The 11,684-nt window shown below is 63.0% G+C and carries 12 protein-coding genes; 9 read left to right on the forward strand and 3 right to left on the reverse strand.

Features of this window, described 5'->3' with window-relative positions; all coding sequences use genetic code 11:
- Window positions 1-15 precede the first annotated feature (15 nt).
- Window positions 16-1,311 carry a hypothetical protein gene (locus tag J0A91_RS24470; RefSeq protein WP_069207808.1) on the reverse strand — a complete coding sequence of 432 codons (1,296 nt, stop codon included), beginning with the start codon at window positions 1,309-1,311 and terminating at the stop codon, window positions 16-18.
- Between the two features lie 109 nt (window positions 1,312-1,420).
- On the opposite strand from J0A91_RS24470, the gene J0A91_RS25015 reads away from it, so the two are divergent.
- Window positions 1,421-2,413 carry a lytic transglycosylase domain-containing protein gene (locus tag J0A91_RS25015; RefSeq protein ID WP_083225062.1) on the forward strand — a complete coding sequence of 331 codons (993 nt, stop codon included), beginning with the start codon at window positions 1,421-1,423 and terminating at the stop codon, window positions 2,411-2,413.
- A gap of 13 nt (window positions 2,414-2,426) precedes the next feature.
- Here J0A91_RS25015 and J0A91_RS24480 read toward each other — a convergent pair whose 3' ends face one another.
- Entirely contained in the window at window positions 2,427-2,876 is a 450-nt protein-coding gene (locus J0A91_RS24480; protein ID WP_240502327.1) for a helix-turn-helix domain-containing protein, read from the reverse strand.
- 181 nt (window positions 2,877-3,057) lie between these two features.
- On the reverse strand, window positions 3,058-3,519 hold the full coding sequence (locus J0A91_RS24485; RefSeq protein ID WP_069207809.1) for a hypothetical protein: 462 nt from the start codon (window positions 3,517-3,519) through the stop codon (window positions 3,058-3,060).
- A 368-nt stretch (window positions 3,520-3,887) separates the two neighbouring features.
- Here J0A91_RS24485 and J0A91_RS24490 point away from each other — a divergent pair, with 368 nt between their 5' ends.
- From J0A91_RS24490 to traC, 8 genes are read left to right on the forward strand one after another with little or no spacing between them, the layout of a single operon-like run.
- Entirely contained in the window at window positions 3,888-4,208 is a 321-nt protein-coding gene (locus tag J0A91_RS24490; protein ID WP_069207810.1) for a TrbC/VirB2 family protein, read from the forward strand.
- 58 nt (window positions 4,209-4,266) lie between these two features.
- Window positions 4,267-4,557, forward strand: coding sequence for a type IV conjugative transfer system protein TraL (traL, locus tag J0A91_RS24495; RefSeq protein WP_069207811.1), 291 nt, complete (start codon window positions 4,267-4,269; stop codon window positions 4,555-4,557).
- A 1-nt stretch (window position 4,558) separates the two neighbouring features.
- Window positions 4,559-5,125 (forward strand): type IV conjugative transfer system protein TraE, encoded by a 567-nt coding sequence (locus tag J0A91_RS24500; RefSeq protein ID WP_069207812.1) that lies wholly within the window; start codon window positions 4,559-4,561, stop codon window positions 5,123-5,125.
- Complete coding sequence (locus J0A91_RS24505) at window positions 5,125-5,928, forward strand: type-F conjugative transfer system secretin TraK (protein ID WP_069207813.1); 804 nt, start codon at window positions 5,125-5,127, stop codon at window positions 5,926-5,928. Before J0A91_RS24500 ends, J0A91_RS24505 begins: the two co-directional genes overlap by 1 nt.
- Window position 5,929: 1 nt before the next feature.
- On the forward strand, window positions 5,930-7,249 hold the full coding sequence (locus J0A91_RS24510; protein WP_069207814.1) for a TrbI/VirB10 family protein: 1,320 nt from the start codon (window positions 5,930-5,932) through the stop codon (window positions 7,247-7,249).
- Entirely contained in the window at window positions 7,236-8,123 is an 888-nt protein-coding gene (locus J0A91_RS24515) for a DsbC family protein (RefSeq protein ID WP_069207815.1), read from the forward strand. Before J0A91_RS24510 ends, J0A91_RS24515 begins: the two co-directional genes overlap by 14 nt.
- A complete protein-coding gene (traV, locus tag J0A91_RS24520; RefSeq protein WP_083225039.1) occupies window positions 8,120-9,091 on the forward strand; it encodes a type IV conjugative transfer system lipoprotein TraV in 972 nt (323 codons plus the stop codon). The genes J0A91_RS24515 and traV overlap by 4 nt, the downstream gene beginning before the upstream one ends.
- A 1-nt stretch (window position 9,092) precedes the next feature.
- A complete protein-coding gene (traC, locus tag J0A91_RS24525) occupies window positions 9,093-11,684 on the forward strand; it encodes a type IV secretion system protein TraC (RefSeq protein WP_069207816.1) in 2,592 nt (863 codons plus the stop codon).

An 11,684-nucleotide genomic window follows, 5' to 3' on the forward strand; every position in this document is an offset into this window, starting at 1 on the left:
ATCGATCGCCGGCGTTTAACCAGCCAATTTTTCGGCCAGGATCCCGCCGAGGCGTCCCGCTTCCAGATCCTCCGGTGTGATGCCGACGACAGGGGCGATTTGCGCCATGCGTGGATGCGTGACGGTCTTGGAAGCGCGATATTCGTCGCTGGAAAATCCCATAGCCTCGACGATGAGCTGCCGGACTTCGCCGGTGTGCCGCGAGCGTGCCTCCAGCAAGAAATCCGGTCGACACGCACCGAGCGGCGTTAGTATGTCGAATACCGGCTTCTCGATCGCAATATCGATTCCGTCGCGGTCGAAGGCATGGCGGAGACCGAGAAGGGCACGCAAGGTGTTTCGTTCGAACTCTGATTCGACTGGAACGAAGCGATTGCCCGAGAAAATGGGCTGCGCGTAAGCCCTCAAGGGTGCGTAGCCATGCGCTTCGGGATACTCACCGATGACAACAATGATGAGAAAGGGACCCTTGATGCGGTTGCCTCTCACAGACGGCGATTGGATCCGGTTCGCAACGGAAATTGGCTCGGAACCGGCCGGGTAGATTGTAGATCCCCGGAATTCCTGCGCGAAAACCGTCAGAAAGCCTTGCGGGGCATGTCCGCGGGGCCATTCTCGGGCAAGCTCGCGGATGCTGGCAAATGCGCGCTTGGTGTGAAGCGCCCTGGCATGCGTCCAGAGCGCCCGGCTGAGTTCGACGCCAGGGGCGATCTCGATCCTTGCCGCGGCCGCGCTCAGTGCCTTGAATTCCTGAGTGATCGAGCGCTCGGGTGGTTCCTCGGAGATCGGAGAGGAACGGTTGAGGCCGGAGGCGTTCAGCAGGCGCCACAGCAGGCGTGCCAATCTCGGCATTGAGGCGTTGCGTGTCCGGTCGTCGCTACTGTCCTCGTCGGGGCGTTGCGCGAGCTTCTCGGGCGCCGGGCGCAGGACTTCGAAATAGCCCACTGGCGGGTCGGCGGGCGTTTCTGGATTGCGGACTTCGCTAATGCGGTTGGTCGCCTGGTCGCGAAAGAACGGGCAGTTGGTGAGATGCTCGGCTCGTTTCGAGCCCGTGAGCCTGCGCAGATAATAGGTTTCTGCCTCCGACAGGAATGCCGGTGTGAGGATCGGCGGTTCGCGGTCGTTGCCAAGGCAGTCGCATGCGATCCATTTTTCGCCGATGCGCGCCTGTTGCACCAGCATGATGCCGGCCTCTTCGTCGGACCGGGAGCCGTCGCCTACATACCATCGTACGAGCGCGGCTCGAAGCGGTCGGGGAAGCGGTATGCGGGCTCTGCCAAGCCCGTCGCTATAGCGATCGATCAACCACATGAACGAGCCTGTGAGCGGGAGTTTGGATGACGCTTGCCGAGTCCCGACGGATTGACAATCCACTTTCGCTTGACCTCAACTTTTCCAAACTGTCGCTTTGGAGGTCGAGATGCGATCTTTTTTGCTGGTATGCGGTGCTTTTTGCTTTGGGAGCGCGACCGGATTTCAGGCTGCCGCGCAAACGGTCAAGCCGATCAGAACGGTTCAGCTCATCTCGATGTCTGCCGGCTCGATGCCATCGACATCTGCCGACGCGCCCCACGAGCCGCGTGGGGGCGCCCCGGATGAGGACGCCGTCATTCCCAAGGAGCGTCCCGAACTCGAAGACGCCTTTCGCGTCCACGATCTGAGCCGCCGATGGGTCGAGTTCGAGATGAAGAACAGCTTCCGGTCCTTCGCCCCGACTGCCGCGCCGGCGAGTGACGATGATGATCCCTTTGCTCATGTGGGGGTCGCCCGCATTGGCGCCGCGTCTTTGCCTATGGTCACGCCGATGCCGCGGCCGATCCCAATTCCCGCGTGGATGACAAGTGGGCTGGCCTTCTCGGCGGTCGCATCGAGATACGCTCCGCGGTGCGGGACGAGCGCATATCGTCCGGCAGGTTTCCTTGGCGCCGCGGCCGAAGCCCGGCGGCTTGGCTATTACGCAATGATGAGCGACATCGCATGCGAGTATGGAATTCCGACCGGGTTGTTCGATGCCATGATCATCAGGGAGAGCGGCTATCAGGCCGCGATCTACTCACCGCGGAATGCCTTCGGGTTGACCCAGCTTATGCCGGACACGGCCGAGGGTTTGGGTGTAAATCGATATGACATCGAGCAGAATCTTCGCGGCGGCGCCAGATATCTGCGGCAGCAGCTCGATCGCTTCGGCCAGGTGCATCTGGCGTTGGCGGCGTATAACGCGGGCCCTGGACGCGTGCGGAACGGCGTGTTGCCGCGGATCGGCGAGACACAGGCTTATGTCGACAATGTGCTTTCGAACTGGCAGCGATTAGCCGGCCTGGCGCGGACGGCGACGGTTCAACCGGCAGATATGCAACCTGCTGGCCGCCCGAAGATGCGTATCGGCCGCACCGCCAGCATTTCGACCTTCTAGCGCGGACGCCTCCCTATAATCCGAGGCGGCTAGTTTCGGTGAGAACAGCACGGCGCGCCATGATGTTGGTAACTTCCTTGACCAGTTTTTCGACGACCGCTTCCTTGAGTGGTACAGCCCATTCTCGTCGTATTTCGGTGCCGTCGATGCCGTCAATTTCGTCCAGCGCCTGGATGAGCATGGAGGGCAGGCCGGTGAAGAGTTCGGACAGCATCGCGAGCAACGTCACGAAGCGTTCGTCGTGAACGCTTTCTTGGTCGATTGCGGATTCGACGCTGATGATCGCCTGCACGATACTGATGTCCAGCGCGTTTAGAATCTTTTGAAATTCGACAAGGGATAGATTCGGCCGTTTGGTGGCATTGCTATGTAGCAGGAGGCCGAGCCGGCTCTTGCTGATGCCTGTCTTTGTGGCGAGCTCACGGATGTGCAGGCCTTTCCCGGACATCGCTTGCTGGATCAAAGGGATATAGTCACGCGGCCGGTCATCGGCGGGGGGATGAGAACTCGCGGGTTCCCCAGTCCTGGCAAGGGATGAATTCACGTTGCCCCCGATTCCAAAGCTCGGACCAGTGAGCAAATCACAGCAACCTGGAATAGGCAAGACGTTGTGATTTCGGGGAAATGCGTAACGTGAAGGTTAATTACCTGAGAGGGATGACGTTTCCGTCCTGCTCACCGCTCGCTGATGTTTTATCTCCATTTTGGGTCGAATCACCTAGCCCGATACGGTCCAGCAGTTGGCCGGCCCGTTTCTCGGCCACATAATCGAAGAGCAGAACGGAGATCGCGTCGGCAACGGTGATGTCCGATCCAAGCCTCCCGCAAAGGCGCGCGCGCGCTTCATCAAGGCTCTCGGCGCTAGTCTTCCGAATGGTGAGAGTGATCCGGATATCGCCTTCGGTTGGGATCGCGCAGAGGTGCTTTCGGAGCGTGTCGGTCTTGTGCTCGTCCTTGTAGCTGCCTGACGCTGCGCGTGCATTGATAAGGCTCTCCAGGGTCTCGAACCGGTGCGTTTCGTTCGAGTGAAGGCGCAGGCTCTCGGTCGATAATTTGAAAAAGTCCGTGGAAATGTCCAGCACGAAATTGCGGGTGTCCGCACTCATTTTCCTATCCCTGCCCCTAATTCCCTCGCCGACATGAATCCGGCGAGGGTCCCTCGTTAACGATATGCAAAAACCTCGCTCGCATCGAGTCCAAACCACGACTCGGTGATGCCGTCATTCGAAAAATGGGGCGCTCGGACCGTCCAGAGGTTGGGACGCCGTGTCCCGGCTCACCGGACGGGCCGTCCCGAAGCGCAGGACGCTGCGTCCCGAGATCGGGGACGTGCTGTCCGCGAATCCCAGACAAGGTCCGAATTTCGTGAAAATTCCTGCCAGCCGCCGGAGCGCTTTGTTGCGCGCCGAGTTTGGCGGGCCGCACCTTCCAATCGAGCGCGGATCCGTCGCGTTCGTTTTGAAGGGAAACTCTCATGCAGTCTGTCCTCAAGCACAGCGGCCGTGCGGAGCTGGCGATCCTCGCTCTCATCGCACTGGCGTTCGCGCTATTCATTTTTGCCGGACCCGCATTCGCGGGCGCCGATACGACGTTCGACACCGCTCTGACGAAGTTCACCGACTTCCTCGAAGGCTCGGGCGGCAAGATCATCACCGTCCTCTCGCTTGCGGGCGGCATCGTCGCACTCGCCTCGGGCCGCTTCTCGATGGGCCAGATCGCCATCCCGGTCGGCGTCGGCGTCGGCGCAGGCACGGGCATACCGATCGTCACCTCGACCGTGACGGCAACGATCTGACGGGTCCGACGGTCGGTCGGAATAGCAGATCCGGCCGGCTCTTGGAGAGGGTGGTGTAATGGCTGCGGACAAGTATGTCATACCGTCTCATCTAGACGATCCCGAGCTAATCGGGCTGTGGACGCTAGATGAATTCCTGGCGATGGTGATCCCGTTCGTCTGGGGTATCCTGTCTCAGCATATCCTTCTTGGCATGTTGCTCGCGGGCGCAGGCTGGTGGGGATTGAAGAAGGCTAAGGCAGGTCGGGCGGCGTCCTGGCTGCTTCACATGGCTTATTGGCATCTTCCCGCCGGCTTCACCGGCATGAAGGCCACACCACCCTCCTATCTTCGACTGATGGCGGGGTAAGATGGAGATCTCCTACACGCACGCGCAAAGCCAGCGCGTCCTCAGGCAGCGGAACCTGCTGGTATTGGTCGCGGCTGCGCTGGGTGCTCTCGCTGCGATCCTGCTTCTGGTCACCGCGACCCGGGATCGGGAAGTGATCCTGCAGCCGGTGCTTGGCTCGGCGCTCACGGTGAACAGCGCCGGCGTGTCGCGGGAGTATCTGGAACTGATCACCCGCGACACCGCGGTGCTCACGCTCGATCGCAGCCCGGCCAATCTCGAATATTGGATGAAGTCGGTCCTCGATATCACCGCGCCGAGTGCGCAGGGCAAGATCCGCGCCGACCTGATGAAGATCGTGAACGAGCAGCGCGGTTCGTCGATCTCGCAGTTCTTCACGATCCAGACGATGGAAATCGACCCGAAGAACCTGTGGTCCACCGTTACCGGCGACCTGCACACGATCGTCGGCAACAAGGTCGTGTCCAATGAGCGACGGACCTTCCGCTTCGATTGGCAATATTCCGGACTGTCCTTGAAGCTTGTCGGCTTCGGCATGGTGACGACCGGCAAGGAAAAGGATCAGTGATGTCGGTCTTTGCCATCGGTTGCGCCGCGATCGGCGCTGTATTCCTGTCGCGCATCTACTGCCTTTTGAGCCGGTGCCTCGGCGCCGCACTGCTGGTGATGAGCTTTGTGTTTACCGCCGCGCCGGCCTGGGCCGACCAGACGGTGATGGCCGCGGACGGTAGCCAGGTCGACTGCGCTGCGTCCGCCAAGGATCTGACGCGGATCAGCCTCGTCGAAGATGAGTTCGCGTCGGTGTCGAAGATCTCGACCGGCAATCCGCAGGACGACTTCTCCGTCGTGAACGAGCCGGTGCGAGGCGATATCTACCTCTCGGTTCCGGAAGGCTTCGGCCGCCAGGCCCTGTCGTTCTTTGCGACCAGCAAGCGGGGATATGTCTACAAGTTCGTGTGCCGGATTGCGGGCGACCAGGCGGTCCAGGTGTTCATATCGAACCCCGCGATAGCGAAGGACAAGGCCGCCGAGGCCGCACCGCAGACCGCCGCGCTGAGCCCGCAGGACGGCGCGGTCGAACTCGTCCAGGCGATGTATTCGAACCAGGTCGTCGAGGGCTACGAGATGCGCCAGCGCGCGCTTCGACCCGTCTATGTCGGCAACCTCGCGGTCCAGATGATCGCCGAGTATCGTGGCGCGGACCTCACCGGCCGGGTGCTGCGCATCGAGAATAAGGGCGGCGCTCCGATCATGCTCACCGAAGCCACCGTAGCGCCGAGCAGCGCGCTCGCGGTGTCGATCGCGGAGCCGAAGCTCGATCCTGGGAAGGTCACGACGGCCTACCTCGTCTCGCAAACCGGGAGGCAATGACATGGCCCTGAGCGATTTTCTCAGCCGCAAGCGCGCGCCCCTGGACGGCGGGGCGGAAGACGGGGTCTCTCCAGTCGCAAGCGACCTCACCGCCAACGAAGCGGTCCGTAAGAAGCAACGGCTCCTGCTGGCTGGCGTGGCCGGCGTCGGGCTCATCGCCTCCTCGTTCTGGATCTTCGGGGATGACCGCAACAAGTCGGCATCCGCGGGCGATGCGCCCGCAAAGGTCGAGGTTTCGACCAAGGACATGGTCAACAAGAACCTCAACCAGCAGGAGTGGATGGCCCTCTCCGAGAACCAGATGCAGTCGGTCGAGAACCAGCTGAAATCGGTCAACGGCCAGCAGCAGCGCATGGATCAGCTCGCGCAACAGGTCGAACTGCTCAAAGGCCAGAACCAGGCGATGCGAGCGGACGGCGCGCGGGTCCTCTCGGCCTACCAGCAGGAGAATGATCAGCTGCGGCGCGAGGTTGCGACCAGTCGCGCGGCTCCGCCGCCGGCCCCGGGACCAGCTGCCATGTACGGACCCGGCGGGACGCAAAATTATCAGCGGCCCGATGGCGCGGCTTCGCCGAGGGTCGCGCCAAACGGCGGCGCCGAAGTGAAGATGGTGAGTTTCCAGACAGCGGACACCGGCACGGCGACGAGAGTCGCAAAGGGCACCACCACCTACACCGACAGCATCAACTATCTGCCGCCCAACAGCTTCGCGAGCGCCAAGGTCATCGTCGGGGTCGACGCAAGCGCCGGTGTGAACAGCCAGACCGATCCGCTGCCGGTCGTGCTGCGCGTCACGGGGCCCGCGCGATCGGTCTATCAGAATGGCCGGCTGCTCACGACGAAGATCGAGGGCTGCCTGATCAATGGCGCCGCGCGCGGCGAGCTTTCCAGCGAGAAGGTGTACGTCAAACTGCAGAAGATGACCTGTCCCCAGCCGGGCGGTCGCTACGCGGTGTCCGAGGTGAAGGGGTTCATCGCGTTCGGCGGGAAGACGGGCGTGCGCGGCCGGGTGGTCTCGCGCGAGGGTTCGCTCGTAACCCAAGCGTTCCTAGCAGGCCTTGCTGGCGGCTTCGGCCGCGGCTTCTCCGCGAACGCGACGTCGTTCCTTCAGCAGCCCAACGTCACCGTCAACGGCCAGCGTCAGAAGCTCGGGGCCGGCGACATCGCGCAGGGCGGACTCGGCGAGGGCGTCGCGCAGAGCGCCGACATGGTTTCGAAATATCTGATCGAGCGCGCCGAACAATACCAGCCGGTGATCGAGATGCCGACGGGCATCGATGTCGAAATCGTCTTCCTGGAGGGTGTATATGTCCGCAATTGACCGCCTGCGGGGCTTGCCCGCGCTCTTTCGTCGTCGGACCTCGCTGTTGCTGCTCGCACCTATAATCGGTGTCGGCAGCGTGGCACTCGGCGCGGTGGTGTCGGGACCGGATGACGCCAAGGTCACCGGATTGCTCAAAGCCCGGCTGCCGAAGACCGAGGTGACCAAGGTCGATTGCAAGAAGATCGAAGGTATCTGCGAGATCACGGCGGGGTCGAACCTCTTTTACGTCAATCCCGGCGCCCGCTACCTCATCATCGGCCGGGTCTACGATATGGAGACGCGGCAGGACCTGACCGCGGCCCGGCTGCTTGAGATCAACCCGGATATGCTGGTCGGCGGTGCCGCCAAGGCCAATGCCGCCGCAGCGGAGGGACCCGACGAAGCCGCCACGGAGGTTGCATCGGCGCCGGTCGGCGCGCGCCGAACCACGGTGCCCGTGCGCCCGGCAGCGTTGAGCTTGGCGGGTCTGCCTTCGGACGGCGCGATCGTGTGGGGCAATCGGGCTGCAAGACAGACGGTTACCGTCTTCACTGACTTCCGCTGCGGATATTGCCGGGCGTTGACCAACGTCTTGCGCGACATGGACGTGCGCGTGGTCGAACGGCCGATTTCGGTTCTCGGCAGCCGCGACATCGCGGATCGCGTCTATTGCTCGAAGAACCAGGAACAGGCGTTGCACGCCGCCTATGCCGGCGAGCCGTTCAAGGCACCGAGCGCATGCGACACAAAGGGGCTCGATGCGAATGAGAAGTTCGCGCGAGCGCACGGCCTGAGCGGCACGCCGGTCATCGTCCGGAGCGACGGGGCGATGATTGAAGGATATCGGCCCAGGGAGTTTCTCGAGGCCTGGCTGAACGGGGCCAAGTCGTGAGCGCCCGCCACTATCCCAGGCCATGGTTGCGGGCGATCATCGCCACGGCCATGCTGGCGGCGCTCGGCGGGTGCGCGACCTTCGGTGGCAACGTCAAGGGCCGCTTCTCTTGCGCGGCACCCGACGGCGTCTGCGCACCGTCCTCATCCATCGACGATCGCGCGCTCGCGATGATCGCTGGCGACAGCAGTGCTTCCGATCCGACGCCGGCCGGTCCGTATATGGAGTCGAAGCCTCGGCAGAGACTGTTGCGCACGGCGGCTGCGAGCCAACCTCTTCCCATAGGTCAGGCGGACCCCCGGCGGACCCAGGAACGGGTCCTCCGGATCGTCTTCCAGCCTTATATCGACGGCCAAGGTCGCCTCCACGAAGCGAGCGCTGTCCACGCGGTCGTGCAGAGCGACGAATGGCAGCAGCAAGTGCTGGCATCGTCAACGGCGATTCCCGATCGGAACGCCCGCGCCACGCCCGCTGCGCCGGTGTCGCTCGCTGAAGCCGTCGATCAGGCCGATCCGGCGAACGGCGCGGTCGCAGCGATAGACCCGAACCTTCCTGATCCTGCGGTTGTCGCTGCAGCCCGGGCGCGAGCGGCCGATCCGGTGGGATCGATAAAATCCGAGGTTGCGGCCCGTCTCGCCCCCAAGGCGGGTCGCACGCCCCCGGCTGCGGTGGGAGCACCCGCGGCGCAGGTCAAAGCGACGGATCACCGCCCTGTTGGTGCGGCCGCGCCGGCGTCGCGCCTGCAGGCTACCGACCGGGTCGGTGTGCCGAGCTCCACCGCGGCGGAAGCGGCTCCTGTGCTTCCTCCGCGAACAGGTGTTGGCGCGGAGGCAGCGGCGAGCGCGAGGCAGGCCGAGGAAACCGCCCGAGCGGCCGCTGCGACCGCGCCACTCCCGGGCTCTAAGCCGGTCGTCTCGGGGACGGTCCGAGCAGCCAGCTTCCCCGCTGCCGTGCCGGAGGAGCACTGACATGGCCAGGACCTTCTTCGACGATCTCCTTGCTGGCGTCTTTGGCGAGAGCAAGCGGCCGGACGCCCAGCGTCCCGATCTTGCCGTGCCGATGCTGGCGCACTGGCTCCCCTATCGGAGCTACGATCCGAAGACGGGGATCTTCTACAACAGTTCATCGCGAGGCTTCGTGATCGAGGCTGCGCCGCTCGTCGGCGCCGATGAGCGCACGGGGGAAATACTCGCACAGTTTCTCTCCGAGGGCATACCCGCACCGGGCTGCCTGCAGTTTCATCAGTGGATGTCGCCACGCGTCGGCGAGCGCCTCTCGAAATGGTATCTGCCTCGCTATTCGGCACGCGGCGTCTACGAACGGATGGCCAAGCACCGCGTCGATTTCCTTACCGACGGCGTGTGGGAATCTCTGTCGGCCGACGCGCCGTTCTGTCTGCGGCACCATCGCGTTGCGATCTCCTACTCGACACCGGAATCGTCGAGCGTCTCGGTCGAGCAGATCGTCTCGGTGATGGAGGGAATCATCTCGGCCCTGACATCGATCAACGTGTCGGCCCGCAAGATGGACCCTGTCGCGCTGATCGGGTGGATCGACGACATTACCTCGCCGACCACCGCCGCCGGCGACGATGCCGTCAGCTATAATCCGCTCGATCCGATCGCTGACCAAGCCATTCGTCGCGACATCGAGCTGCAGGTCGAGCCGGACCGCATGCTGCTGCGTACGGAGCGCTTCCGCCCGACCGGCAAGACGCTCAAGGGCGCGCCAGAGATCGGCGAGATCTATCCGGACGTGTTCGACGTCCGATCTTTCTCCGTGCGGAACCTGCCGAACCGCTGGGCGCCCTGGGACGTGGCGCGGCTGATCGGCGACATGTTCACCGACAAGCTGCGCATGCCGTGCCCGGTTGCCACGAACCTGTGCATCGATTTTCCCGACGCGCAGGCTTCGACCAACAAGGCCAGCTACAAGTTCATGCGGACGACGAGCCTGGCCGACTCCAAATCGTCGAAGTTTCTGCCGCAGCTGCGCGATCAGTCGCAGGAATGGCGGTATGTGAACGAGGAGATCCGGCAGGGCCGCAAGCTCGTCCGCGTATTCTTCAGCGTGACCGCCTTCTCACCGAAGGGGAAGGGGGACAGCAACGAGCGGGTCCTCAAGTCCGTCTACCGTGCAGCAGGCTGGGACCTGCTCGACGATCGCTACCTGCAGGTCATGGGTCTGCTCTGCGCGATGCCCATGACGATGGCCAATGGGCTATCGAGGGATCTCGAGCGCATGAAGCGGATGCGAACGCTGCTCACCACCACAGCGGCGAACCTCGCGCCGATTCAGGGCGAATATCTCGGCGGGTCTATACCGCATCTGTTGCTGATCGGTCGGCGCGGCCAGCCCTTCTTTTGGAGTCCGTTCGAGAACGCCGCCGGCAACCACAACGTCGCGGTGTTCGGCAAGTCCGGTTCGGGCAAGTCCGTGGCACTTCAGGAACTCTGTGGATCGCTTTGCGGCGCCGGCGCGAAGGTCGTGGTGATCGACGACGGGCGCTCGTTCGAGCACTCGGCGAAGCTTCAGGGCGGCGCCTTCGTCGAATTCACGATGAGCTCGGGCTTCTGCCTCAATCCGTTCTCGATGATCGACCAGGGCCAGGCGGCCGACGACGAGGATTATCTCCTCGACTGCATGGCGATGCTCAAGGCGATCATCAATCAGATGGCGCGCCACATAAACCTGCTCGACGACACCGAGCGTGGATTGATTGACGGTGCCGTCAACCAGGTATGGGCAGAACATGGCAGCAAAGGCTCGATCGATATGGTGATCGAGGCGCTGGAGGCGACGGGCAATCCGCTGGCTTCCAATCTCGGCATCGCGATGCGCCCTTTCTCGTCCGCAGGGACGTACGGCCGGTTCTTCCAGGGCGAGGTATCGTTTGAGCTGAAAGCGCAGCTCACCGTGTTCGAGCTATCCGACCTGTCAGCGCGAGAGGAGCTGCGCGGCGTGGTGCTGACAGCGATCATGTTCATGTCGCAGCAGATGATGCGCAAAATGGACCGGTCGATCCCCAAGGCGCTTCTGCTCGATGAGGCGTGGCAGATGCTCCGCGGCGGCGCGATGGCCGACTTCATCGAAACCTATGCTCGCACGTGCCGCAAATATGGCGCGTCGCTGGTGACCGCGACGCAGTCGCTCAACGATTATTACAAATCGGCCGGATCGGTGGCAGCGCTCGAAAACTCGGACTGGTTTGTCATCCTGCAGCAGAAGCCGGAGACGATCGCGGACTTCAAGAAGCACGATCGCTTCGAAATGGACGACTATACCGATGCGCTGTTGCGATCGCTCAAGCGCAACGGGTTCGAATATTCCGACATCATGATCAAGGGCCCGGATACACTCGCGGTCGGACGCCTGGTGCTCGACCCCTATTCGGCCACTCTATTCTCGTCGAGCCCGAGGACCTTCGCCGCGATCGATGCGCTGATCGCCGAAGGCCTGAGCATGGACGAGGCGATCGAACGCATCGCCTTCCCCGACAACCCCGAAAAATGGGTCAGCAATCTCGCCCCGGTGGACGAGATCGCGATAGCCGCGGAGTAG

Origin of the sequence: Sphingomonas panacis (genome assembly GCF_001717955.1) — a bacterium.
In the GTDB taxonomy this organism is placed as follows: Bacteria; Pseudomonadota; Alphaproteobacteria; order Sphingomonadales; family Sphingomonadaceae; genus Sphingomonas; species Sphingomonas panacis.